Origin of the sequence: Proteus sp. GOKU (assembly GCF_015475555.1) — a bacterium.
Lineage (GTDB): Bacteria > Pseudomonadota > Gammaproteobacteria > Enterobacterales > Enterobacteriaceae > Proteus > Proteus mirabilis_B.
The window spans coordinates 1,240,994-1,266,860 of the sequence record NZ_CP034105.1; the positions used below are offsets into that span (position 1 = coordinate 1,240,994).

At 39.6% G+C, this 25,867-nt stretch carries 24 protein-coding genes and 1 riboswitch; of the genes, 12 read left to right on the plus strand and 12 right to left on the minus strand.

Annotation, left to right across the window (positions count from 1 at the left end; genetic code table 11):
• Window positions 1–281 precede the first annotated feature (281 nt).
• Together uvrB and EHE21_RS05705 are read left to right on the plus strand one after the other, a co-directional pair.
• The gene (uvrB, locus tag EHE21_RS05700; RefSeq protein ID WP_194952082.1) at window positions 282–2,291 is read left to right on the plus strand and encodes an excinuclease ABC subunit UvrB; all 2,010 of its coding nucleotides are present in this window, start codon (window positions 282–284) and stop codon (window positions 2,289–2,291) included.
• A gap of 188 nt (window positions 2,292–2,479) precedes the next feature.
• The gene (locus tag EHE21_RS05705) at window positions 2,480–3,430 is read left to right on the plus strand and encodes a DUF1266 domain-containing protein (protein ID WP_194952083.1); all 951 of its coding nucleotides are present in this window, start codon (window positions 2,480–2,482) and stop codon (window positions 3,428–3,430) included.
• Window positions 3,431–3,534: 104 nt separating this feature from the next.
• Here EHE21_RS05705 and yvcK read toward each other — a convergent pair whose 3' ends face one another.
• Window positions 3,535–4,473, minus strand: coding sequence for a uridine diphosphate-N-acetylglucosamine-binding protein YvcK (yvcK, locus tag EHE21_RS05710; RefSeq protein WP_088493380.1), 939 nt, complete (start codon window positions 4,471–4,473; stop codon window positions 3,535–3,537).
• A gap of 279 nt (window positions 4,474–4,752) precedes the next feature.
• A riboswitch (molybdenum cofactor riboswitch) is annotated at window positions 4,753–4,895 on the plus strand.
• Between yvcK and moaA the strand changes: the two genes are divergently transcribed.
• From moaA to EHE21_RS05735, 5 genes are all read left to right on the plus strand, one after another.
• Complete coding sequence (gene moaA, locus EHE21_RS05715) at window positions 4,885–5,865, plus strand: GTP 3',8-cyclase MoaA (protein WP_194952084.1); 981 nt, start codon at window positions 4,885–4,887, stop codon at window positions 5,863–5,865. It overlaps the preceding riboswitch by 11 nt.
• Before the next feature lie 39 nt (window positions 5,866–5,904).
• A complete protein-coding gene (gene moaC, locus EHE21_RS05720) occupies window positions 5,905–6,384 on the plus strand; it encodes a cyclic pyranopterin monophosphate synthase MoaC (protein WP_072062889.1) in 480 nt (159 codons plus the stop codon).
• The gene (gene moaD, locus EHE21_RS05725; RefSeq protein WP_023581222.1) at window positions 6,381–6,626 is read left to right on the plus strand and encodes a molybdopterin synthase sulfur carrier subunit; all 246 of its coding nucleotides are present in this window, start codon (window positions 6,381–6,383) and stop codon (window positions 6,624–6,626) included. The genes moaC and moaD overlap by 4 nt, the downstream gene beginning before the upstream one ends.
• A 1-nt stretch (window position 6,627) precedes the next feature.
• The gene (moaE, locus tag EHE21_RS05730; RefSeq protein WP_194952085.1) at window positions 6,628–7,089 is read left to right on the plus strand and encodes a molybdopterin synthase catalytic subunit MoaE; all 462 of its coding nucleotides are present in this window, start codon (window positions 6,628–6,630) and stop codon (window positions 7,087–7,089) included.
• Between the two features lie 194 nt (window positions 7,090–7,283).
• Window positions 7,284–7,994 (plus strand): Bax inhibitor-1 family protein, encoded by a 711-nt coding sequence (locus EHE21_RS05735; RefSeq protein ID WP_109398111.1) that lies wholly within the window; start codon window positions 7,284–7,286, stop codon window positions 7,992–7,994.
• Between the two features lie 109 nt (window positions 7,995–8,103).
• Here EHE21_RS05735 and EHE21_RS05740 read toward each other — a convergent pair whose 3' ends face one another.
• From EHE21_RS05740 to cecR, 5 genes are read right to left on the minus strand one after another with little or no spacing between them, the layout of a single operon-like run.
• Window positions 8,104–9,213: an ABC transporter permease gene (locus EHE21_RS05740; RefSeq protein WP_194952086.1), complete on the minus strand. Its 1,110-nt coding sequence runs from the start codon at window positions 9,211–9,213 to the stop codon at window positions 8,104–8,106.
• A 13-nt stretch (window positions 9,214–9,226) separates the two neighbouring features.
• Entirely contained in the window at window positions 9,227–10,378 is a 1,152-nt protein-coding gene (locus EHE21_RS05745; RefSeq protein WP_088493373.1) for an ABC transporter permease, read from the minus strand.
• A complete protein-coding gene (locus tag EHE21_RS05750; protein ID WP_194952087.1) occupies window positions 10,371–12,140 on the minus strand; it encodes an ATP-binding cassette domain-containing protein in 1,770 nt (589 codons plus the stop codon). The genes EHE21_RS05745 and EHE21_RS05750 overlap by 8 nt, the downstream gene beginning before the upstream one ends.
• A gap of 14 nt (window positions 12,141–12,154) precedes the next feature.
• A complete protein-coding gene (gene hlyD, locus EHE21_RS05755; RefSeq protein WP_194952088.1) occupies window positions 12,155–13,141 on the minus strand; it encodes a secretion protein HlyD in 987 nt (328 codons plus the stop codon).
• Between the two features lie 11 nt (window positions 13,142–13,152).
• Window positions 13,153–13,851, minus strand: coding sequence for a transcriptional regulator CecR (cecR, locus tag EHE21_RS05760; protein ID WP_088493370.1), 699 nt, complete (start codon window positions 13,849–13,851; stop codon window positions 13,153–13,155).
• Between the two features lie 372 nt (window positions 13,852–14,223).
• On the opposite strand from cecR, the gene rhlE reads away from it, so the two are divergent.
• The 3 genes from rhlE to EHE21_RS05775 all read left to right on the plus strand — a co-directional run bounded on the left by rhlE (window position 14,224) and on the right by EHE21_RS05775 (window position 17,031).
• Window positions 14,224–15,639 (plus strand): ATP-dependent RNA helicase RhlE, encoded by a 1,416-nt coding sequence (gene rhlE / locus EHE21_RS05765; protein ID WP_194952089.1) that lies wholly within the window; start codon window positions 14,224–14,226, stop codon window positions 15,637–15,639.
• 9 nt (window positions 15,640–15,648) lie between these two features.
• Window positions 15,649–16,581 carry a tRNA dihydrouridine(16) synthase DusC gene (gene dusC, locus EHE21_RS05770; protein ID WP_194952090.1) on the plus strand — a complete coding sequence of 311 codons (933 nt, stop codon included), beginning with the start codon at window positions 15,649–15,651 and terminating at the stop codon, window positions 16,579–16,581.
• Window positions 16,582–16,782: 201 nt separating this feature from the next.
• Window positions 16,783–17,031: a GlsB/YeaQ/YmgE family stress response membrane protein gene (locus EHE21_RS05775; RefSeq protein ID WP_088493367.1), complete on the plus strand. Its 249-nt coding sequence runs from the start codon at window positions 16,783–16,785 to the stop codon at window positions 17,029–17,031.
• A 76-nt stretch (window positions 17,032–17,107) separates the two neighbouring features.
• Here EHE21_RS05775 and sseA read toward each other — a convergent pair whose 3' ends face one another.
• From sseA to metC, 4 genes are all read right to left on the minus strand, one after another.
• Window positions 17,108–17,950, minus strand: a complete 843-nt coding sequence (gene sseA, locus EHE21_RS05780) for a 3-mercaptopyruvate sulfurtransferase (RefSeq protein ID WP_194952091.1) — start codon at window positions 17,948–17,950, stop codon at window positions 17,108–17,110.
• Window positions 17,951–17,963: 13 nt separating this feature from the next.
• Window positions 17,964–18,149, minus strand: a complete 186-nt coding sequence (locus EHE21_RS05785; RefSeq protein WP_036912140.1) for a hypothetical protein — start codon at window positions 18,147–18,149, stop codon at window positions 17,964–17,966.
• A gap of 285 nt (window positions 18,150–18,434) precedes the next feature.
• Entirely contained in the window at window positions 18,435–19,802 is a 1,368-nt protein-coding gene (gene dcuC, locus EHE21_RS05790) for a C4-dicarboxylate transporter DcuC (protein WP_099075077.1), read from the minus strand.
• 34 nt (window positions 19,803–19,836) lie between these two features.
• The gene (gene metC, locus EHE21_RS05795) at window positions 19,837–21,012 is read right to left on the minus strand and encodes a cystathionine beta-lyase (RefSeq protein WP_194952092.1); all 1,176 of its coding nucleotides are present in this window, start codon (window positions 21,010–21,012) and stop codon (window positions 19,837–19,839) included.
• Between the two features lie 403 nt (window positions 21,013–21,415).
• Between metC and purB the strand changes: the two genes are divergently transcribed.
• Complete coding sequence (gene purB, locus EHE21_RS05800) at window positions 21,416–22,783, plus strand: adenylosuccinate lyase (RefSeq protein WP_088493363.1); 1,368 nt, start codon at window positions 21,416–21,418, stop codon at window positions 22,781–22,783.
• Window positions 22,784–22,864: 81 nt separating this feature from the next.
• Window positions 22,865–24,253 carry an MmgE/PrpD family protein gene (locus tag EHE21_RS05805; RefSeq protein WP_194952093.1) on the plus strand — a complete coding sequence of 463 codons (1,389 nt, stop codon included), beginning with the start codon at window positions 22,865–22,867 and terminating at the stop codon, window positions 24,251–24,253.
• Between the two features lie 59 nt (window positions 24,254–24,312).
• Here EHE21_RS05805 and fabZ read toward each other — a convergent pair whose 3' ends face one another.
• Together fabZ and EHE21_RS05815 are read right to left on the minus strand one after the other, a co-directional pair.
• Complete coding sequence (gene fabZ, locus EHE21_RS05810; RefSeq protein WP_194952094.1) at window positions 24,313–24,738, minus strand: 3-hydroxyacyl-ACP dehydratase FabZ; 426 nt, start codon at window positions 24,736–24,738, stop codon at window positions 24,313–24,315.
• Between the two features lie 185 nt (window positions 24,739–24,923).
• Window positions 24,924–25,805: a dihydrodipicolinate synthase family protein gene (locus EHE21_RS05815; RefSeq protein ID WP_194952095.1), complete on the minus strand. Its 882-nt coding sequence runs from the start codon at window positions 25,803–25,805 to the stop codon at window positions 24,924–24,926.
• Window positions 25,806–25,867 lie beyond the last annotated feature (62 nt).

Genomic DNA, 25,867 nt, shown 5'->3' on the forward strand with positions numbered 1-25,867 from the left:
CTCTGAATAGAGAGAATACAAGGCATTGCTAAAGATTGGCGTTATTCTCAACTTTTATTTTTAATTCTTATATATCAATTAATTAAATAAAATCAATAGAGCGAATGGTGTCAGTGTGTCTCTTTGAATAATTCACAAAAAAGGGGGTTGCTTTTTGAAAAAATTCCAGTTCCAAAACTGGGGATAACTTATGCTAATTATTCAGACAAATTTTATGAGATAGAGATTGAAGCTGGATTTTTATCCAGTATTATAAGGAGTGTCAGCGAGGAGAAGAAAATATGAGCAAAGATTTTAAACTGCATTCTGAATTTAAACCGGGTGGTGATCAACCTGCCGCTATTGCCTCACTTTGTGAAGGATTAGATGATGGTCTTGCTCATCAAACTCTTTTAGGGGTAACAGGCTCAGGAAAAACCTTTACGATTGCCAATGTGATTGCCAATCTAAATCGTCCGACTATGGTGTTGGCGCCAAATAAAACATTGGCAGCACAGCTTTATAGTGAAATGAAAGAATTCTTCCCTGAAAATGCAGTGGAATACTTTGTTTCTTATTATGATTATTATCAGCCTGAAGCGTATGTTCCAAGCTCTGATACCTTTATTGAAAAAGATGCTTCTGTTAACGAACATATCGAACAAATGCGTCTATCAGCCACTAAAGCCTTGCTAGAACGTAAAGACGTTATTGTTGTGTCATCGGTTTCTGCTATCTACGGTTTGGGTGATCCTGATAGCTATTTAAAAATGATGCTTCATCTGACTAACGGCATGATAATCGACCAACGTGCCATTTTACGTCGCCTTGCTGATTTACAATATACTCGCAATGATCAAGCCTTCCAGCGCGGTACATTTCGTGTTCGTGGCGAAGTGATTGATATCTTTCCTGCTGAATCTGATGATTATGCATTACGTGTTGAGCTCTTTGATGAGGAAGTCGAACGTCTTTCACTGTTTGACCCTTTAACTGGGCAAATTCACTACAATGTGCCTCGTTTTACTGTTTACCCCAAAACGCACTATGTCACCCCGCGTGAGCGTATTCTTGAAGCGATGGAAGAAATTAAAAAAGAACTCGCAGATAGACGCAAAGTGCTTTTAGCTAACGATAAACTGGTTGAAGAGCAACGCGTGACACAGCGTACTCAATTTGACCTCGAAATGATGAATGAATTGGGGTATTGCTCTGGTATCGAAAACTATTCCCGCTATTTGTCAGGGAGAGGTCCCGGTGAACCACCTCCAACTCTATTTGATTACCTTCCTGCTAACGGTTTATTAGTGATTGATGAATCACACGTTACTATCCCTCAAATTGGTGGAATGTATAAAGGCGACCGCTCCCGTAAAGAAACCTTAGTTGAATATGGCTTCCGTTTACCTTCTGCGCTTGATAACCGTCCATTACGTTTTGAAGAGTTTGAGGCATTAGCACCACAAACAATTTATGTTTCAGCGACGCCGGGTAAATATGAGCTTGAAAAATCGGGTAATGAAATTGTTGAGCAAGTTGTAAGACCAACAGGTTTACTTGATCCCATTGTCGAAGTGCGACCTGTTGCCACTCAAGTCGATGATTTACTTTCTGAAATTCGTATTCGTGCGGCAAAAAATGAACGTGTGCTGGTGACAACACTGACAAAACGAATGGCTGAAGATTTAACGGAATATCTTGAAGAGCATGGCGAGCGTGTTCGTTATTTACACTCTGATATCGATACTGTTGAACGTGTCGAAATTATTCGTGATTTGCGCCTCGGTGAGTTTGATGTCTTAGTGGGTATCAACTTACTTCGAGAAGGTTTGGATATGCCTGAAGTCTCTTTGGTGGCGATTTTAGACGCTGATAAAGAGGGCTTCTTACGTTCAGAGCGCTCATTGATTCAGACAATTGGTCGTGCCGCTCGTAACCTTGAAGGTAAAGCGATTCTATATGGCGATAAAATTACTGATTCAATGGCGAGAGCCATCAGTGAAACAGAACGCCGTCGTGAGAAACAGCAACAATTTAACCTTGAGCATGGCATTGTGCCTAAAGGGTTAAATAAGAAAGTGGGCGATATCCTTAAGATTGGTCAGCCTTCTCAAGGACGTAATAAGAAAGGGCATAAGGCAGCGGATATTCATGAAAATTATCCATTGCTATCAACGGCTGAATTGGAAAAAGAGATCCAACGCTTAGAAGCTGAAATGTATCAATATGCAAAAGATCTTGAATTTGAGAAAGCAGCAAGCACTCGTGATAAGTTGCAGGCATTACGCGCTCAGTTTATTGCTAACTCTTGATCAGAGAAATTAAGTTCATAAATTGATAAAGGGATATCCGTATTTTTACAGGGATTATCCCTTTTTATCTTCTATCTTCCATTTTTTGCCTTATTTGATATTCCCTTAATGGCGTTCAACTGTTTAAATACCACAACAAACAAAGCGTCAATTATTTACAAAGATAAAAAAGACATTAAGGACAGTGAATGAGTGGTTATGTTTATGCAGGGTTTCCCAGCTCTGCAGGGGTAATTCTTGGTGTTATTCTTCTTATTATGCTTTTTAAATGGCTACGCAAATTTGCTGTACAAGATAGTGAGTTGCAAAAACCATCAACAGCAGGGCAGGAGCCCATTTTATCTGAAGCAGAAAATACGTCAGGTCAGTTGTTGCCCAATGAATGGGGTTTATATGTTGCAGCGCCTTATGCCGCAATGAATGAGTGGGCATATAACGAATACGATCAAGGTAAAGATGATGGTGGACTATCAGCAGGTTGGGGAATTAACGACCGTTGGGATTTAGTCTATCAACTATTTTGGTTGCTTACTCAAGGTCACACCAATGATTTTTATCAGCTACGTGACCAAATTTTAGATGGCAAAGAAGACGATGTTCAATCATTAAAAAATGACATTTTGCTTTCTGAGTTAACTGAACACGATAAAAATGAGCGTTTATGGCAAATCGATATGATGAGCACAAATCGCATGAATATCCAAAATGTGAAATATCTAATTTGGGATCTCTGTCGTTTTAACAAGCTCTGTTTAGAAGGTTGCCAACAAGGTTATATTACTCAACAAGAAGCCCAAACATGGTCATTAATGAGCGCATCAATGTTGCGTCGAATTTATGATGGTTGGGAAGATATGTGGAGAAACTTTATTGCTGCTCGTTGGTTTTGGGCGAGTGGTGATCAAGACTGGGTATCTTCTCATCAAGCTTTTACGGATGTAATACAAAATATTCTAAATGCTGAAGATACACTGGCAACAGAAGAGAATTGGATCATGGATTTACCGCCATTAGATTTAATGTCGTTTTCTCGTACTGTTGCAGGCCTTGGTCTGATGAAAAATGATGTACCAATGACACTTGATGAAATTGAAGAAGCAATTAGTCAGCGTATTACATTAAAACAGCTTAATAGCTAATAACGCGCTGAAAACCAATAGCGATATTGCTTTTTACCAACAAAAAACCGCACTTGCTGTTTATAGCAGATGCGGTTTTTTTAATGGAAATAGGTAGTTAAATTCTATTTAACGGCTTGAGCTGATGCATTACGTTGCCCTAACTGTTGCAACGTTAACTCAATAGCTTTACCTAATAGATGGCGGTCGTGACGATAAGGAATATCTTTGGCTTCCAATTGCGCTTGTACAATTAATCGACCTTTCATCGATTCATATTGAGTTTCAGGGCTAATGATCACCGCGTCTATTGTTTGTAAACCAATATAGTTCTCCATCATGGCGATTTTATCAGACATCGTCATACTGGCAGCGGCAGGGCTTAGCTCTTTGCCTAAATTACCAATGTAAATCGTTGTTGCACTGCTACGGCGCAATGCTTGTGCCAGTTCTGGCAGTAATAACAGAGGCATTAAGCTGGTAAAAAAACTACCCGGACCAATTAAGATCAAGTCTGCTTGTTCAATCGCTTCAATGGCTTCTCGAGTAGTCGGAACTTTAGGGTAGAGATCAAGCTTTTGGGGGATCTTAGGTAAAATATCAACATTGACCTCACCATAAATCTCATTTCCTTGGTCGTCTATCGCCATAAGGTCAACGGCTTGTTCAGACATAGGAATAAGGTGAGCATTCACTCTTAATAATCCACGAATAAGATTAATGGCTTCCAAAGGGCGAACACTTAAGTTATCGAGTGCTTTAAGCATTAGATTACCTAAATTATGCCCAGCCAGTTCTCCGGTACCAGAAAAACGGTATTCAAACATCGCAGAAGCAACGGAAGGCTCTGTAATTAACTGATTAATACAGTTGCGCATATCTCCCCACGCAATACCGCCTTCTTCTTGGCGAATACGGCCAGTAGAACCGCCATTGTCTGTTGTTGTAACAATACCAGTAAGACGAGAGCCTAAGTAGGAGAGTGCTGAAAGCACACGTCCAAGGCCATGACCACCACCAAGGGCAACAACACGATCTAAATCACTTAGCGTGCGATTTCGCATATTTGTTCTACTCATCTTTAAAAATTTGCCGCTAATTTATCACAATTAAATTTTAAGCCTATGATCACGACGTGATTTCATCACATTCCTAGTTTAATTTTACTTTTGATAGCCTAATATTTAATCAATGAAAGTGTTTTTACTTATGTTATTAGAGTGACTAAAGTGTCGTAAGTCGTTGTATTATAAATTATATAGCGAAAACATTGTTCGCTTTTTGAAAAATTAGCAGGTAGAATCCACAATAAATATATAGGTATTAGAAACCTGTGAAAAACAGGTAAAGATTAACTCCTAGCCTTAACGTCTAAGTCGTGTGTTTACAAGATATGATGTTCTGGCCGTGACGAAACAAGTCACCAGGGTGCAAGGTAGAAATGCCAGCATCTCCCGATTTGGAAAGGTGTTACTATGCAACAACTCGTTGATGCGTTTTCCCGCAAATTTTTCTATTTACGTCTTTCAATTACAGACGTGTGTAATTTTCGTTGTACTTATTGCCTACCTAATGGTTATAAGCCTAACGGTCATAAATCATTTCTTTCGTTAGATGAAATCAGCAGACTGACACAATCTTTTGCCGCATTAGGGACAGAAAAAATTCGCCTAACAGGTGGCGAGCCTACAATGCGTCGTGATTTTACTGATATTATCGCAACCATTAAAGACAATGCGTCTATCAAAAAAATTGCAGTAACAACCAATGGCTATCGTTTATCTCGAGATGTTGCCCAATGGCGTGATGCGGGTTTAAGTGCAATTAATGTGAGTGTTGATAGCCTCGATCCTCGTCAATTCCATGCTATTACTGGGCAAGATAAATTTAGCCAAGTGATGGAAGGGATTGATGCTGCATTTACTGCGGGTTTCGAAAAAGTAAAAGTTAACGTTGTGCTAATGCGCAATGTGAATGATAAAAACCTCCCTGATTTTCTTAATTGGATCAAAGACAGACCTATCCAACTGCGCTTTATCGAATTAATGGAAACTGGTGACGGTAGTGATATTTTCAACCGCTTTCATTTATCTGGTGAAGTTATTCGCCAACGCTTACTTAATGAAGGTTGGTTACAAATTCCTCGCGCTCGTAGTGACGGGCCTGCTCAAGTATTTACCCATCCTGATTATCAAGGTGAAATTGGTCTTATCATGCCTTATGAAAAAGACTTTTGTTTAACTTGTAACCGTTTACGCGTTTCCGCTATTGGTAATCTCCATCTTTGCCTATTTGGTGAAAATGGTATTCCTCTACGCGACTTACTTGCTGATGATAGTCAACAAGAAGCATTACAACAGCGTATTCAGGGTGGTCTTCTTCATAAACGAGAAACCCATTTTCTTCATCAAGGCGATAGCGGTATTACACCGAACTTATCTGTTATTGGTGGATAGTTTTTCGCTCTGTTATTTCGTTAATTTCAGGAGTTGTGCATGTCTCAACTAACTCATATTAATGCTGCCGGTGAAGCTCACATGGTGGATGTTAGCGCTAAAGCTGAAACAGTGCGAGAAGCGCGTGCTGAAGCCTTTGTTGAAATGTCAGCAGAAACATTAAGCATGATCACCGAAGGCAAACACCATAAAGGTGACGTATTTGCAACGGCAAGAATTGCAGGTATTCAAGCCGCAAAAAGAACATGGGAATTAATCCCGTTATGCCATCCGCTGTTATTAACTAAAGTCGAAGTACGTTTAGAAGCACTCACTGAATCTAACCGTGTACGCATTGAGTCTGTTTGTCGTTTAACGGGTAAAACAGGCGTTGAAATGGAAGCATTAACTGCGGCATCAGTAGCAGCATTGACCATTTATGATATGTGCAAAGCTGTTCAAAAAGATATGGTGATTGGGCCTGTACGTTTATTAGAAAAAACAGGTGGCAAATCTGGTCACTTTAAGGTGGAAGCATGATTAAAGTTCTCTTTTTTGCTCAAGTTCGTGAATTAGTCGGCGTTGATTCTCTTGAGTTAGATTGTGAATACCACACAGTAGATGATTTACGTAAAGCATTAATCACCAAAGGTGAACGTTGGTCACTCGCATTAGAAGATGGCAAGTTACTCTCTGCGGTAAACCAATCCTTTGTTCAAGGCTCCCACGTTATTAATGATGGTGATGAAATCGCCTTTTTCCCACCTGTTACAGGAGGATAAGATGAGCGCATCAACTCGTATTTCAGTACAAACCGAAAATTTTAGCGTTGGTGATGAATACCAATGGCTTTCAGAGTGCGACAGTGATGGTGCTGTTGTGACATTTACCGGTAAAGTTCGCAATCATAATCTTGGTGATGAAGTGAGCACGCTTACGCTTGAGCACTATCCAGGAATGACTGAAAAAGCACTGACGGATATTGTAAACGAAGCCCGTTCTCGTTGGCCTCTACAGCGTGTAAGTGTTATTCACCGCGTAGGAACTTTGCATATTGGTGAAGAGATAGTGTTTGTCGGTGTAACCAGTTCTCATCGTAATAGCGCCTTTGAATCCGCTGAATTTATTATGGATTTCTTAAAAACACGCGCGCCATTTTGGAAAAAAGAAGGGCTTTCTGAAAATAACGAGAGATGGGTTGATGCACGTCAAAGTGATTATGACTCGGCTGAGCGCTGGGAATAAATCACCACACTCAATTAAACACTACATTACTTTACCTAAATTTATTTTATGGTGACATTTCATACAGTTTATTTCATGGAAATGTAAAATCAGTGTGATAAAATTAAATTCTAATGAGCCCATAATGGGCTCTTTACTGAAATAAACGTTATCGTTAAACCTAACGTTATCACTATGATTAAAGGGTAATCATCATGGATCGATTTTCACGTTCAAATGATTCAATCGTACAGCGCACAGGTTCTGGCCTACAAACCTTTATGGCTCAGGTTTATGGTTGGATGACTGTAGGTCTGTTATTAACTGCGTTTGTTGCACTCTACGTTGCATCAAGCGAAGCATTATTATCAATGATTTTCTCAAGCAAGATCGTCTTTTTTGGTCTGATCATTGCTCAATTAGGGTTAGTTTTCGTGTTATCAGGTATGGTTCATAAAATGAGTGGTGCAATGGCAACCTCATTATTTATGCTCTATTCCGTGTTAACGGGCGTGACTATCTCAAGCGTATTACTGCTTTACACCGCATCTTCAATTGCGAGCACATTCTTTATTTGTGCGGCAATGTTCGGCGCATTAAGCATTTACGGTTATACGACTAAGCGTAGCTTAACGGGTATGGGTAGCTTCCTGTTTATGGGGCTTATCGGTATCATTATCGCTTCTATCGTTAATATCTTTATGCAAAGCTCAATGATGAGCATGGTTATCTCTTACGCAGGTGTGTTAATTTTTGCAGGTTTAACTGCTTATGACACACAAAAATTAAAAGATATGGGTAATGAGATTAACCAAGAAGATAAAGAAAATATGCGCCGTTACTCAATTATGGGTGCATTGACGCTTTATTTAGATTTCATCAACCTGTTCTTAATGTTACTGCGTATTTTAGGCGACCGTCGTTAATTTTAACGATATTTGCGGATAAACGTAGTTTAAAAACAGCATAAAAAATAAATCCCATAACTTTATAAGTTGTGGGATTTTTTTGTTTAATAAATTAATGGCTATCGTTTTAAGCTATTTTTCTTTGAAAAAGATAATATGCAAAAGTACCAGTACCTGCGGCAATCACCAATAAAGGCCATAAACTGTGCCATATAACGGTGATATCAGCATTTTTAAGGTAAATCTGTTTTGTGATATCAGTGAAATGACGAATTGGGTTTATCCATGTGGCATGTTGTAGCCAAACGGGCATATTTTCTACCGGTGAAATATAACCCGATAATAAAACTGCTGGCATCATAAATACAAAGACACCAATAAAAGCCTGCTGTTGGGTCGAACTTAATGCCGATATTAATAAGCCAAAACCCACCAGCGATAAGCCATAAATAAGCATGGTAAAGTAAAATAGGACTAATGAACCTGAAAATGGAATTTGATAACCGAATATCCCAATAATTAATACGATGGTACCTTGAACAGCGGCAACAACCATTGCTGGAACTGCCTTGCCAACAAAGATTTGCCATGTTGATAGTGGCGAAACTAACAGTTGATCTAATGTGCCTTGTTCGCGCTCTCTAGCAACAGAAAGTGAAGTGACTATCATCACGCCAATGGTAATAATCAACGCCACTAAAGAAGGCACAATAAACCATTTGTAATTTAAATTCGGGTTATACCAATTACGAACAACAAGTTCTGTTTTATTCAGTAGAGAAGGTGTATTACCTGCTAATTCAGTTTGATAGTTTTGTACGATTTGTTGCACATAATTAGCGGCAATTTGAGCACTATTAGAATTTCGACCATCTAGGATTATTTGCAATTTAACAGGAACATGGCTTTCTAGTTCAGCACTAAAATTCTGGGGAAAACGAACTAATAAAAGCGCTTTGCGGTTATCAATCGTCTCTTTTATTTCATGTTCATTTTTAAGTAAAAGAGTTTGAGAGAATGCACTCGCTTTGGCGATACGTTGGGTTAACTCAATAGATTGTTTACCATTGTCTTCATCAAAAATGGCAATAGAGGCATTGGTAACATCTAACGTTGCGGCAAAAGGGAATAAGATCATCTGAAAGATAACTGGCATTATTAAAATAATACGCGTTTGAGGCTCTTGTAATAATGACTGTAACTCTTTCATTATCAGGGTGAGAAGGCGATAAAACATAAAAGCTCTCCCTTTAATCTAATCGACGACGTGTTGCTAACGCCGTTAATCCAATAAAAAATATTGCCGATACAATTAATAGCCACATATCTAGCATCAATATCAACGGAATATCGCCAGCTAAAAATAGCGTTTGCAAACTACTCACAAAATAACGCGCAGGAATAAAATAGGTCACCACTTGAATAAAGATGGGCATACTATCAATTTCAAAAACAAAGCCTGATAACATAATTGCGGGTAAAAACGCGGCATTTAACGAAATCATCGCGGCATTAAATTGATTACGCGTTAGTGTGGAAATAAGTAATCCCATCCCTAAAGCAGTAGCCAAAAAGAGCGATGTGATCCCGCCTAAAATCCACAATGAACCTCGATAAGGCACGCCAAGCACAAACACGGTGACGACCATACATAACACCATGACAAAACTGCCTAACACTTGGTAAGGAATAAGCTTTGAAAGTAAGAGTTCCGTGCGTGTTATTTGGGTGGAAAGTAGGGCTTCCATAGTGCCTCTTTCCCATTCGCGAGCAATCACTAACGAGGTAAGAATAGCGCCCACTACCGTAATAATAATAGTGACAGCACCCGGAATAATATAATGCTGGCTAATTGCTGCTGGGTTAAACCAATAGCGAGGCTCTATTTCAATTAATGGCGTAGTATCAATTCCTTTACTGATAGCTTGCTGTTGCAACCAAATTTGCCAAACTCCTTTAGTATAAGCTTGAACAAAGTTTGCGGTATTGGGCTCGCTGCCATCAGTGATCACTTGAATGGGGGCTTTAGTATCTTGTCGAGCGAGTAATTCAGCAAAATTAACAGGAATAACCACAATGCCTCGAATTTGTCCTGCCTGCATTTTATCAATGAGTAATTGTCGATTATCACTAATAGTTGCATTGATATACGGTGAATTAGTGAAAGTATAAACCAGCTCTTGCGCAGGTTGGCTTTGTTGATTAGTTAAAATACCAATATTTAATTTGCTTGAGTCTAAATTAATGCCATAACCAAAGATAAACAGCAAAGTAAGTGGGATAACAATAGCAATTAAGGCACTACTGGGATCACGAGTAATTTGCTTTGTTTCTTTTAAGCATAGGGCATATAAACGTCGCCAAGAAAAGCGGGCATGAGATGATTGAGCTGAATTACGCATATTTTTCGCTCCCTTTATCATTTTCACTTTCAAGTTTTTTATCGTAATCCAGCACTAAACCAATAAAGGCATCTTCCATTGAAGGGGTTGGATTATCGTCACTGGCGACCATTTTTTTGAGCGAATCGGGCTCGCCAGCCGCAATGATTTTTCCGCGATAAACCAAACCAATACGATCACAATATTCTGCTTCATCCATAAAGTGAGTGGTAACCATCACGGTCACACCTTTATCAACCATGCCATTAATATGTAGCCAAAACTCTCGTCGCGTTAGTGGGTCAACGCCTGATGTGGGTTCATCTAAAAAGAGAATATCAGGCTCGTGCATTAATGAGCACGCAAGGGCAAGGCGCTGTTTATAACCTAAAGGCAAGGTTTCAGTGATTTGATTTACCATCGGCTGTAAGCCAAAGGCAGTTATCATATCGTTGATTTTATCTCGTTGTTGTTTGCCATGTAAGCCATAGACACCAGAGAAGAATTTCAAGTTTTGTCCCACTTTTAAATTGCCATAAAGTGAGAACTTTTGTGCCATATAACCTAAATGTTGACGTGCTTTACCTGAGCTCTCTTTTAAATCCATACCTAACACAAGTGCTTTACCACTAGTGGGAACTAATAAACCACACATCATTTTAAAGGTTGTTGATTTACCCGCACCATTAGGGCCCAGCAAACCGAAAATTTCACCTCGTTTAACTTGGAAATCAACATGATCGGTTGCTGCAAATTGACCAAACATTTTGGTTAACTGCTGTGCTTCAATGACCGTTTCATTAGGTGCAGGAGGGATCTGAGGCATAATTTCAGCTAATTCAGATTTATGAGAAGGACCGCCTCCTAATAAATCTATAAAAGCATCCTCAAAGCGTGGTGTAGCGGAGATAAGCTTCGCATCAGGTTTACCCAAAGCGTTCAGTAGTTCAGTTTGATTACTCTGTTTTTTCAAGATCAAACGAACGGATTGCCCTTGAATAACGCCATCTGTGACTTGAGGTTGAATAATTGCTTGTTGCAATACTTTTCTACGCTGATGACCTTCAACATTGAGTAGAAAAGAGCGGCCTGCCATTTTTGCTGTTAGATCTTGAGGAATACCACTGTAAAGCAGCTCTCCTTTGTTAAGTAAGAGAATGTTTTTACATTGCTCAGCTTCATCAAGATAAGAGGTGCTCCATAGTATCAACATGCCATCGCTGGCCAAAGCATGTACCATTTGCCACAATTCACGGCGTGCAATGGGATCGACCCCTACGCCAGGCTCGTCAAGAAGCAAAACTTTAGGGCTACCTAATAAAGTACAAGCAAGACCCAGCTTTTGTTTCATCCCTCCTGAAAGATTTCCTGCAAGACGAGAGGTAAAGCGAGTGAGATCGGTGAAGGTGAGCAGTTGGTGATAAATTTTTTCGCGCTCATCACCGATAACATTTTTCAAGTCAGCATAAAGATTGAGGTTTTCTAATACCGTTAAATCTTCATAAAGACCAAATTTTTGCGGCATATAGCCAAGAATAGCTCTGACATCAATACTCTGCTTTTGCGGGTCCATTCCTAAAATATGAATATCACCCGCATCAGGCTTTAATAAACCTGCAAGCATACGGATTAAGGTTGTTTTTCCTGCACCATCAGGACCAACTAACCCCGTCACAGAGCCACCGGTAATGGTGGCTGTTAATGACGAAACTGCGGGGCTTTCCAGTCCTGCAAAGCATTTCTCAACGCCTTGAAGCTCAATAGTGTAATCAGTGTGTTCCATTTTTCCCCCCACACTTAATGAGAGGAGGCAAATTTTAAGGTGACAGGCATACCTTGGCGCAGAGCGTCATCAGCATCCGTTACAACTACTCTGAGACGATAAACTAAATCCGTTCTTAACTCCGGTGTTTCAACACTTTTTGGGGTAAATTCAGCTGTTGGTGAAACAAATCCAATTGTACCGTGATAAGGCTTATCTTTACGCCCATCGGTGTATAGATAAACTTCTCGATTAGGAACGGCTTCGCTTAAATGAGTTTCGCTGATATAAGCTCTGACCCAAACAGGGTTAGTTAATGACACCGTAAATACAGGGCTTCCAGCGGATAATATCGTCCCTGGCTCCACTGCTCGAGTTAATACAGTACCTTGTGATGGAGAGATTAATTGCGTGTCTTGGAGGTTTAATTCAGCTTGAGCAACAGCGGCTTTAGCTTGCATAACTTGTCCTCTCGCTGCATCAATGTCTTCTTTTCGATAACCATTTTGATACTGATTTAGCTTATCTTGTGCCGCCTTCAATGCGGCTGCTGCTTGATTGCGGTTATTTCTTGCGCTATCTAAATCATTGGCTGAGATTACTTTTCGGTTAGCAAGATCTTGCTGGCGTTTATAAAAGTTATCCGCGTATTGCCAAGCGGCTTGTTTTAATGACACATCAGATTGAGCTTGTGCGATTTCCTCAGTGCGATATCCCGCTTCCATTAAAGATAGCGAGGCAATGGCACTATCACGCTCACCATAAGCTTTATTTAGTGCATTGCGATAGGGCGCATCATCAAGCTTGCCTAATAATTGCCCTTTTTGGACAGGAGCACCTTCATCAACTTGTAATGTGTCTAATCTTCCAGCAACACGAAAACTAAGGTTGACTGTACGTATATCGACATTGCCATAGAGTACTAATTCAGACTCTTTGTTTTCTTCGTAATAATAGATACCTGCAACAATACCGATAATAATCATTAAGATAATAAAGAAACTGACTTTTTTAGTTTTCATAATAACTCTATTTATGCGTGATGAGTGTTAGTGTAAATCTCTCTTAATCCATTGAGTAATAAAGTAATATGAGTTTTTAAGGTGTTGGAGATAATCTGATACTCATTTTTACCAATCCTATCCCATCCAGTTTGTCTTAGGATAGTTTCCCTAACTAAACGAAATGATAACACTTCTCCCAATATAGCGTGAGTATGTAACATTGTTGTAGGTAGTGTGGCATCTAAGCCAATATAGATAGCTAATAGTTTGTTTACACGCGTTAAAAGAGGCGATAACGCTTGCTGGTGGATCAAGGAATATGCTTCGGTTGGAACAAGCTGTTCTCTTGCCATAATGCGGCTAAGATGAATATTGGCTTTATCAAGTACCAGTTGAGCATATTGTAAAAAGCTATCTGTGATCAGCGTTTGTAGCAATGGTAGATGCTCTGTGGGATTGGGCCGCTCAAGAAATTCGTCAAGAATGGCAACGGTAGGCTCAAAATCAAGGCGAATAAGATCAGCAATATGTTGTGCAACGGCGAGATACAACCCTTCTTTGGAACCAAAATAATAAGCGATAGCGGCAATATTTTGTTGAGCAGCTTGTGCAATTTGGCGTGTTGTGGCGGCATCTGGCCCATTTTTACCAAAGATCTCACATGCCGCTTCCAATAATTGTCGTTTTGCTAGTTCACCGCGCGTCGTCTTCTGTTGGGTGTCTGACATAATAGAAGATACCTTACTTAAGTAAAATGTAACAAAACCAATGATATTAAAAACAGCGATAACAAGGCGTATTATATTAGATGATATTGAACAATAGGGAAAATTTGTGATAAATAATCGAATAAAGGTGATGTGTAATAAAAAAAGTGCAATCTATTATTGAAAATTATTTTTGTATTCTGAATACAGCAAAAACTGTTAGAATAGGGGTTATTAGGTTAACCTAACAAGGTTCATTCTCTTTCATCACTGTCTATATCGAGAAATGATAGTACCTATAGAGTAATATTACCTATAGATTGACAGTATGAAAGCCCGTCATTTTAATTTCAATCACCGTGTTATACGTTCTGGTTGTAGGAGACTACTGTTTTGACCGATTTTACATCGCTTGGTTTAAGTGAGGCGCTTCTCCGCGCTATTGATGAACAAGGGTATAAAACCCCAACCCCTATTCAACAGCAGGCGATTGAGCCGATTTTGGCGGGTAAAGACGTATTAGCGAGTGCACAAACGGGCACAGGTAAAACAGCAGCTTTTACATTACCAATATTGGAAAAGTTGTCTCAATCAGCAGAAAAAACAAAAGGCCGTCAACCCGTTAAAGCGCTGATTTTGACACCAACGCGTGAGTTAGCGGCTCAAATTGCTGAAAACGTAAAAGCGTATAGCCGTTATATTCCAATTCGTTCGTTAGTCGTTTTTGGTGGAGTAAGCATCAATCCACAAATGATGAAATTACGCGGCGGTGTTGATGTACTGATTGCAACACCGGGACGTTTACTCGATCTTGAACATCAAAATGCGGTTGATCTTTCTCGCGTTGAAGTTTTAGTGCTTGATGAAGCTGACCGCATGTTAGATATGGGCTTTATCCACGATATTCGCCGTGTAATTAATAAATTACCGAAAAAACGTCAAAATTTACTATTTTCAGCGACATTCTCTAAAGAGATCACTGGTCTTGCCAATTCGCTATTAAATGATCCGGTGAGTATTTCTGTTGCACCAAGAAATTCAGCTGCTGAATCTGTTGATCAACATGTGCATTTAGTTGATAAAAAGCGTAAAACCGAGCTGTTATCACATTTAATTGGTTTAGAAAATTGGTCTCAAGTGCTGATTTTTACCCGTACTAAACATGGTGCGAATAAACTTGCTGAACATTTAAATGCAGATGGTATTAAATCAGCCGCTATTCACGGAAATAAAAGCCAAGGTGCAAGAACTCGCGCATTAGCTGATTTTAAAGATGGTAAATTAAAAGCATTAGTTGCAACAGATATTGCCGCTCGTGGTCTTGATATCGACCAACTGCCGTATGTTGTCAATTTTGAATTACCGCAAGTCGCAGAAGATTATGTTCACCGTATTGGTAGAACAGGTCGCGCTGCCGCAACGGGTAAGGCTATTTCACTTGTTTGCGTTGATGAACATGGTTTATTAGCTGATATTGAACGTTTATTAAAACGCGAAATTCCACGTTTAGCATTAGAAGGTTACGATCCTGATCCTTCAATTAAAGCAGCACCTTTGCATAAAAAACCAAAGAATAATGCACCGCGTAGAAGTGGTGGTCGTGCAGATATTCGTGGTAAAGACAATCGCAACAACAGTCGTAAAGACGGCGATAGCGAAGGTAAAGAGTCTGGACGTAATAAAAGCAAAGAAAACTACCGTAATAAAGATGGTTCTCGTACCGGAAAATTAGGGCCTCGTCGTTCACGTAAAAGTGATGAAAGTAGTGATAATCAAAGCCCTTGGTCGAAAGCTAGAAAAGAGTTTTGAGGTTAAAAAGTGCGAGTTCTATTAGCGCCAATGGAGGGGGTTTTAGACCCCCTTGTGAGAGAATTACTCACCTCGATTAACGATTACGATCTCTGTATTACAGAGTTTGTACGAGTTGTAGATTCATTGCTGCCCACGAAAGCCTTTTACCGCTTATGTCCTGAATTGCAGACAGAAAGCCGTACTAAAAGTGGAACACTGGTGCGAGTGCAATTATTAGGACAACATCCGCAATGGTTGGCTGAAAATGCCTTTAGAGCCGTTTCTTTGGGCTCTTGGGGAGTTGATTTAAACTGCGGTTGCCCTTCAAAAACAGTTAATGGCAGCGGTGGTGGTGCTTCACTTCTAAAACAGCCAGAAACGATTTATCAAGCAACAAAAGCAATGCGTGATGCCGTGCCTTTAGAGTTACCTGTGTCTGTTAAAGTGAGACTTGGCTGGGATTCTTCTGCGTATAGCCATGAGATTGCGGATGCAGTGGTGCAAGGTGGTGCTACGGAAATCACCATACATGGCAGAACAAAAGAAGATGGCTATAATGCCGAAAAAATTAACTGGCAGGCAATTGGTGATATACGCCAAAGACTTTCAATACCAGTGATTGCTAATGGCGAAATTTGGAACCGTGAAGATGCATTAGCCTGCTTAGCCACAACAGGTTGCGATGCGATAATGATTGGTCGCGGTGCGATGAATACCCCTAATTTAAGCCGTGTCGTAAAAGGCATAGAAGCGAGAATGCCTTGGCAAGAGGTTATTGAATTATTAAAGCGCTATGTTCGATTAGAAAAGCGTGGAGATACGACGATTTATCATGCATCACGTATTAAGCAGTGGTTTAGCTATTTACGAAAAGAGTATCCAGAAGCAGATGAGTTATTTAGGCAAATTAGGACACTAAAAACCTCACCAGAAATCGCTGTGGCAATAGAAGCGTTATAGTTTAAAAATAATCTTATCCGATAAAAAATAGCGCTAATTAATCAGCGCTATTTTTGTTTATTAAGAAATAATCCATCTATTTATCCTAAATATTATGTAATTCATTCCTAATAATTGGAAAAAATCACTCTTTCGACTTACACTCAATAAGTGACATTTTTGGATATGTTGTTTATATCATGACTATTTTTAGGGGGAAATATGGGAATTATTGCTTGGATCATCTTTGGTCTGATCGCAGGTATTTTGGCGAAATTCTTAATGCCAGGCTCTTATGATATTGGTCTGATATGGACTTGTATTCTGGGTATTGTGGGTGCTGTTGTTGGTGGTGCGATTAGTAACTTTTTTGGCAAAGGTAAAGTTGATGGGTTTAACTTTGGTAGCTTTGTGGTTGCTATCATCGGTGCCATTGTCGTGCTCTATCTTGCAAAAATCTTCGCAAGTTAATACCTTCACACCCAATAGATATTGATAATAAACCCGCATAATGCGGGTTTACTTTTTTAAAGCATCAACAGATTAATTAGCATTCACAAGGAAGGGCACTTTCAGCACCCCATTGCGCCCAAGAGCCGTCATAGAGTGCAATAGATTGGCAACCCAATACAGTTAACGCTAAAAATAAAATTGCCGCAGTCATACCTGAGCCACAGGTAACAATAATAGGCTGTGATAAATCAACACCAGCTTGTTCAAATATCTGCTTTAATTCAATTTTTTGTTTTAATTGCCCATTAATGACTAACTCATTCCACGGAACGTTTTTACTGCCGGGAATATGTCCACTGCGCAAGCCCGGGCGAGGCTCCGGCGCTCTACCATAAAAACGATCAGCAGAGCGAGCATCGATCATCTGTTTTTGCTTAGTCTCTAAATTATCAAGAAGTTGCTGTTTATTGGCATAACGTTGTGCGTGACGTTCAACCACAAAAGGAGACTGAGCAGGTACTTTTATTGCCTCATCTTGTTCTGTTGTAAATCCAGCATCAATCCATGCTTGTAAACCTCCAGCAAGAATACGCACATTACGACAACCTAGTGTTGTTAATGTCCACCAACCTCTTGGTGCTGAAAATAAGTTACCTTGATCGTAAATAATTACGGTCGAAGTATTGGAGATCCCTAATTGCGTCAGTGTTTCTGAAAACAGTGCATCAGAAGGGAGCATATGTGGTAGTGGCGTGGTTTTATCTGCGACTTCATCAAGATCAAAAAAATGGGCATGTGGAATATGACGTTCAAGGTAAAGCGCTTGATAGTCAATCTGTTGAGTTGGCATTGGTGCGCTTACATCAAGGATCACAAGATCAGCATCATTTTGATGTTCAAATAACCATTGGGGAGTAACAAAGTAATCGTATTCCACGGTGCGACCTCATTTATTTAGCAGAAGGTGAGCTGTCTGGGATAGCCGGAAATTGCTGTGTAGGTGATGTTTCAGGTTGAGTCTGCTCTGTTTCTATTGGTGTCGTGGAGCGTGTATAGATATTTAAGCCCGCAAGGAAAACACCACCGATAGAACCAAAGGCAAGTAGCGCGATAATCACAATAATTATTTTTTTCATAATGTTCATTTGCAGATGAATGTTGCGCAAAAGTATATCGAGATATGAAGTTGAAACAAGTACTAAGTCGGTTTAATCAGCAAATGATAGTAGCTAGAACGTCTTATTTTTAGGCAAAAAAAGGGGTGGATAGATAAATAAACAGGCTATTTACTTTTTATAAATAGCCTGAGTAGAGTTAATGTTGACGTTAATTATTTCAATCAAAGGTTACAGTCAATGATAAGAAAAAATCCCTTAAACTCAGGAGTAAATGAGTTTAAGGGTAAGGGTAACGCAACTTAATTAGGAATATAAAAACCAGAATGTCATTGCTAAGTTCACAATAGCCGCGACAGCCATAGGAATGGCGGTACGTTTAACTATTTGGAAAGGAGAGACATTCGCAATACCTGCAATGGCGACAATGGCTGCGGTAATGGGTGAAACAGTACGACCAAAGCTGGTCATTATTTGCATTGGTAAAATTAAAGTAATGACATCGACTTTTAAGAAGGCGGCAATTTTGGGTGTTAAGGCAGCAAATGAGAAGAACGCCGCATTACCTGAACCCATTAAAAATGCCGCTAATGCAAGAATGGCACTCATTACAATGATCATCGCTGCAATACCAAAACCTGCGTCTTGAGCGGAGCTAATTAGCGTATCGACGGCACCACTTTTAAGTAAACCATTGGCAAAGAACTCACCAGACACAATTAACGATACCACTAAGACAAATTGCTTACCCATTCCTTCAAAGAACAACATAAAGCTATTCATTACGGCTTTTGCATCGCGTAAGCGAACATATTCAAAAAGAAGTGCAATCACGGTACTAATAATCATTGCTGTGGTGACTTCTAATTTAATATACGGGTGTAGCAAAGGGCTGAAGCCAATAATCAGAATTAAAGGGATCACCGGTAATAAGGCATAAGACAGTGGAATTTTATTGCCTTCTTCTTTTACTGCATCGATGGTTGTTGGGTCAAAAACAAATCCTTCACGTTTATCCCACCAGCGTTGAATAAAGAAATGAGTGATCGCAACGGCAATAATAATAGGAATTGTGATCGGTAGCTGGTGCTGAACAAAATAGACTGCCGGTTCAATATCTGCTGTTTTTGCCGCCATAATCACGTTACCAGAGCCGGGACCATGGTCGATAAATTGGCAGCATCCAATAACGGCTAAAGCAGAAAGTGGGCTAATACCAGAACGAATTAATATCGGATACATGGTGACCATTAACAGCATACCTAAACCTGCATGGCTAGGAATAAAGATAACCAAGATTTGAGTAACTAGAAATGAGATCACTAATAATAAGTAAGGCGATTTTATCGCTTTTAATGGTTTTTCAAAAATAGCGAATAAAGCACGGCTTGCGCCAACGTGTTCCATATAACGAGAGAAACCCGCAATTGCCATTAATGTTAAACCAAGACCCGCTAGGCGAGAACTCATAATATCCGTAAAGATTTGGAAAATATCAAAATATTTAAATTGAGTAGACTTATTTTCTGGCAATAACGGATTAAGGTCGAGAGATGCTGTTAAGAGCAATAGCAATAATCCGCCGAGTAATAATACTGGCTGAGGTTTATAACCTCGCGCCAGTAAATAAACCACCAACGCTGTTACCAGCGCGGCAATGATTAAACCTGTCATAGTGAATTCCCCGGTAATGATGCAATATTTTTTGTTATTGGTTTAATGCTGAAAAAGCTTGTGTAATATCTGCAATAAGATCATCCGTTGCTTCAAGACCAACATGTAAACGGACAAAAGGACCATGACCTTCACGCCAATCAGATGCTGTTCTCGCACCGACAACATTGGCAGGTAAAGCGAGGCTTTCAAATCCCCCCCAAGAAGCACCGATACCAAAAAGTTCAAGCGCATCAATAAATTGTTCTGATTGTTTAGTGGTGTATTCTTGTTTAAATTCAATGGTTAATAGACCGTTACTGCCTTTGCAGTCACGTTTCCATAAATCATGACGAGGGTGATTAGGTAATTCAGGGAACCAGACTTTTTCAACTTCAGGGCGAGTCTCTAACCACTGTGCAATAGCGAGTGCTGATTTACCATGTGCTGCGATGCGTTGGCCTAAGGTTCTCATACCACGAAGAACTAATGCTGCATCATCTGGGCTACTGGCTTGACCTAATGCTTCAGGTAAAGCACCAATTTTTTTCCATGCTTTTTCATTCGCAACCATAATGCCCATCATCACATCAGAGTGACCGCATAAATATTTAGTTGCCGCGATAACAGAGACATCTGCGCCTAATTCCAGCGGGTTATAAAGCCATGCAGAGCCCCAAGTATTATCAACACCAACAGGAATATCTCTCTCATGAGCAATACGGCAAATTTCAGGTAAATCGAGCATTTCATAAAGTAATGAGCCCGGTGATTCGACAAAAATAAGCTGTGTATTTTGTTGAATTTTTTGTTCAAAATCAGAACCATCGGTTTTAAAGAAACTATAAGCAATGTTATTAGGCTCAAGAAAAGCTGATGCGATTTTACGAACAGGCTCATAAACAGAATCAGCAAATAAAACATGTCCACCACTGCGGGCATATCCCATAATAGTGACCGCAATAGCCGCTAATCCGGTAGGGAATAACTGCGCACGATGACCGCCTTCTAATTCGGTTACTAAAGCTTCAAGGGCAAATGCGGTTTCTGTACCACGTGCGCCGTAGCTTAAAACACGCTCTGTTGCACGACGATCACGAACATCACGCCAACTTTTAATAGAATCAAAAACGATGGTGCTGGCTCTCATTACGGGTGGATTAATGGGACCTGACGTTTTGATTTCTTGGCGTCCACTGTGTATCAGTTTTGTTTGTTTATTTTGTTTCATTATTAATATCTCCAAATATAGAAATAGAGTTCCCCGGTAATTAAATAAAAGGATTAATTACTGTTTGCGCTTATTTTGTTTCTATTATTTATAACAAACTTATTTATTTTTAAAATAGCTATTTTCTAAAAATGATGATCTTCCTCTAACTTTTTAGCATTAATTATTCTAATTAAATCTTAAATGTTATTTAAGATTCAAAAGTTATAACTAATAAATAAAGAGTTATTTATAACATATTGAATTAATGTTATTTTTTAATTGATTAGAAATATTTGAAATTAGATTAAAATTATCAAAGTGTTTTTTTTGAGATTATATTGCATAAATAAAATAACAATCTAACAAGTCGTTTGATTAAGAAAACGATTTTTTTATTATTTTTTGAACAGGGGAAATAATTATGGGAACCAGCGTTTTTGATTCGGTTTTATTAAAGAATTTATGGTCAACAGAAGAGATGAGAACTATTTTTTCTGATAAAACCAGAATGCAAAATTGGCTTGATTATGAAGCGGCATTAGCGATTGAACAAGCCGAATTAGGTTTGATCCCAAAAGAGGCTGCAAAAGTGATTGCAGATACTGCGAAACTTGAAAAGCTCGATATGGATTATGTATTAGAACAAGTGCGTCTTACTCGCCATCCATTAGTGCCAACAATTCGTGGCTTAGAACATGCTTGCCCAGAACACTATGGGGAATATGTTCACTTTGGTCCAACAACACAAGATGTTATTGATACAGGCCTTGTACTACAACTAAAAGATGCTCATCATACTTTTTTACGTGATATCAAAGTATTAGGTCGTGCATTGCTTTCATTAAGTGAACAACATCGCAACACACCAATGGTTGGACGTACATTAGCCTTACAAGCTCTGCCAATTACATTTGGTCATAAAACCGCAATTTGGCTAACTGAGTTAGCGCGTCATTATCAACGTCTTAAAGAGATCGAACCTCGCTTATTTGTGGGTAGTGTTGTTGGTGCTGTGGGGACAAAAGCCTCTTTAAGTGATAAAGCTGATGAATTAGAAGCCCGTGTATTAAAACGCTTAGGCTTAGGTGTACCTGAAATTTCATGGCAACCTGCGCGTGATAGATTCAGTGAGTATGGCATGCTAATGGGCTTAATCAGCGGAACTTTAGGTAAAATTGCCAATGAAATCCTATTGTTAGCGCATAACGAAATTGATGAGCTATCTGAGCCTTTCAGCAAAGGACAAGTGGGTTCTTCGACTATGCCACATAAGCGTAACCCTGCCATTGTTGAAAATGCGGCCTGTGTGAGTAATACCCTAAAAGCGAATCTTTCTGTTTTAACGGATATGATGAAACACCAACATGAGCGCGATGGTGCAATCTGGAAAATGGAATGGAAGATCATGCCAGAAATGTGCCTGATGTTGTCTGTTATCTTCGACAATATGAAAACAGTAATAGGCGGGCTAAATGTGCATGTTGAGAAAATGCGCAAAAATATGGATATTCTGGGTGGCTTTATGCTGGCAGAGCGTGTGATGTTTGCATTATCTGATAAAGCAGGTAAACAAACCGCGCATGAAATTGTGTATGAAGCATCAATGTCTGGACAAGAAGAAGGCATAACTTTCGTTGAAGCGATTAACCGTGATACCCGTATTCGTGATCACATTACTCAAGAAGAGCTTGATGCACTTTTAGATCCAACGACATATGTCGGTAATGCACCTGCCCAAGTTGATCGTGTTGTCGCACAAACCAAAGCCTCTGGCTGGTTAAATGACTAAGTGACTTAATTACATCCAACCTTCTTATTATCTAAAAGCCGGTGATATTACTGGCTTTTTCTTATCTATTTCGAGGTGTTTATGACATTGAGTCAGCAGTTAGCCCAATTTATTACGACAACCACTTTCTCTGATTTACCTGCTCAAGTTGTTAGCCGAGCCAAAATTCATTTATTAGATACATTAGGTGTCGCACTTGCTGGCAGTGTGCAACAAAGTGCTATTCAAAGCCGTCAAGGTGTGGCTTTTTTACCTGATAGCCAAGGCAACATTCCGATTTGGGGAAGTTCGCTCACAGTAAGTACTACGGTGGCGGCACTTACAAATGGTATTGCATCACATGCCTTGGATTTTGATGATACACACACTGATTCGATTGCACATGGTAGCGCAGTATTAACGCCGATTGCTTTTGCATTGGGTGAGTCAATTGGTGCGTCATCAAAAGATATTCTAACGGCGTGGGTGATTGGCTGGGAAGTTGCCGCTAGAGTCGGCTTAGCAAGCCATAGTGGATTTCATCAGCGAGGTTTTCATGCCACAGCAATTGCAGGAATTTTTGGCGCTACGGCTTGTGCCGCTTCACTATTAAAGTTAACGCCAAAACAAACTGTGAATGCAATAGGCCTAACAGGAAGCCAAGCAGGAGGCGTGGCAGAATATCTTACTAACAGTTCATCTTCTAAATGCTTTCATGCGGGATGGGCTGCACAATCAGGTATTATCGCAGCATCATTAGCAAAAGGCGGAATGACAGGCCCTGAAACAATATTTGAAGGTCGTTATAGCCTTTATCAAACACATGGTATTAAAGAGCAAGCACAACCAGAACAAGTGGCATCAGGATTAGGTGATGTATGGGAATTTTTAAATGTTTCCATTAAGCCTTATCCGGTGTGCCATTTTGCTCATGCGACTGTGGATTGTGGGCGTAATTTGCTGAAAAAAGGGATCACGGCTGATGATATCGATAGTGTTGAGTGCGTTGTCGATCCAGTAGCGGCTGCTTTGATTTGCGAGCCACCTGAAACAAAATGGGCGCCTCAAACCGCGTATGGCGCTAAATTTAGTTTACCGTGGTTATTTGCTGCGGGTTTTCTAGATAATGCTTTAACGCTCTCTTCATTATTACCTGAAAACCTACAACGGGAAGATATTCAGTCACTTGCGAAGCGTGTAAGTTATCGTTATCCCGAAAAAGGGGAGATCCCATTTCCTACCTATTTTCCTGGATTAATTTTCGTGACATTAAAAAATGGCGAGAAGATCACAGAGAGATTAGATATTCAATATGGTAATCCGAAAAAACCAATGACAGATAAAGATGTGATCAGTAAGTTTTACGATAATGCATCGTTGGCGATAGAAGCAGAACAATCAGCACAATTAGTTGAAAAAATACTGCATTTCGACAGTGTCACTATTTCAGAAGTAACACAATTATTACGTATTAAAGAAATAGAAGGTTAGGCTGAAATATTATAAACAAGATGATTGTGAAGGATTGGTTTTAACTACCAATCCTTTACTTATTGTCTCGCACACATAAATTCAGATGTACAAACTATCTTCTCACCAATTCTCACCGTACCCGAAAAGCTAACAATGGTGCGTCGTTGTCGGCGAAATTGGATCTCAATATGTAGCTGATCGCCTGCTTTTACCACATCATAAAAACGCGCATTTTTTATACTGGCAAAATAACATTGCTGATCTTCACCCATTGGTGAAAGATAATAGTGTGCAAGAACGCCTGAAGCTTGAGCCATACTTTCAAGTAGTAATAAAGGTGGATAGAACTCACCAAAAATAACCGTATCATTGGTTGTGACATTTTTAATAGCGGTTAATTTGCCACTGGCAAGTTCATCTGGCTCAGAAATAACGCGATCAATTAATAAGAATGGATAACGATGAGGCAATATTTCCATTATTTCACTGACGGAAATGGGCATCTATTTTCTCCTCGTTATGGTGATAGGGCAGACTCGTTTTACAACAACGGCGGTTATTATTTCATTCTTATTCAAGATCGTACAGCATTGACCTGTATTTTAGATGAGAAAATTGAGTTAAACAGATAACAAAGACCAGAATAGGAAAAATCTAGCCTTTGTTATTTCTAAATAAGAATCGTTTATTAATCAAGGCGAGCAATAATTTGGCGTAGATCGTTCATTGCTGCTTCATTTAGAGGCTCTTGCGGTAAAATAGGAGAGCCCACTTCGAAGCCTTGAATATTTAGGGATGCTTTAATACATGATGCGAGCGAGTACTTTGTAAACGCTTCATTGATTTGCCACATCTCTTTTTGTTTTGCTAAAGCTGTATCAAAATCGCCTTTTGTTGCTAGCTCATACAGTTCAACACATTGCTTTGGCAACACACATGCAGGACCTGCCATCCAACCTACACCACCAAGTTTTAGCACTAACAATGGAATATGAGCTGAAGCACTAAAGATTTTAACGCGCTCACCAAACGTATTGATCATGGTGAGTAGGCGACCTGTATTGCTTGAGGCATCTTTAATATATTCAATATTCGGGATATAGCTAAGTTCATTGAATAAAGAGATAGGAAGAACATCGCCCAAAAGCCCCGGATTGGTATAAATTGTCATGGATTTTTCAGGAAACGCTTCGGCGATAGTTCGGAAATAGCCAGCTTGTGCGGTTTCGCTTAACGGGTACATTTTTTGTGAAATCAATACCATGCCATCTACGCCTAATTGAGCGAATTGTTCAGCTTGATGACAGGCATCTGCGGTTGAAAAGCCTGCAACACCCGCAATAACAGGAACACGACCTGCGGTTTGATCAACCGTTATACGCACAATTTCATTGCGTTGCGCTTGAGAGAGATACGCGTATTCACCTGTGCTACCTAATGGACTTAAACCATGAACTCCACACGAAATTAAATGTTCGACTAATCGACGTAATGAAGCTTCAAGGATAGTACCTTTAGTTTGATCAACAGGTGAAACAAGGTAAGGAAAAATGCCATGAAATTGGGTCATAATCGGTGTCCTGTTTTATGGTTTTAATCTTTTATTACTTTGGTTATCTACACGATTTAAGG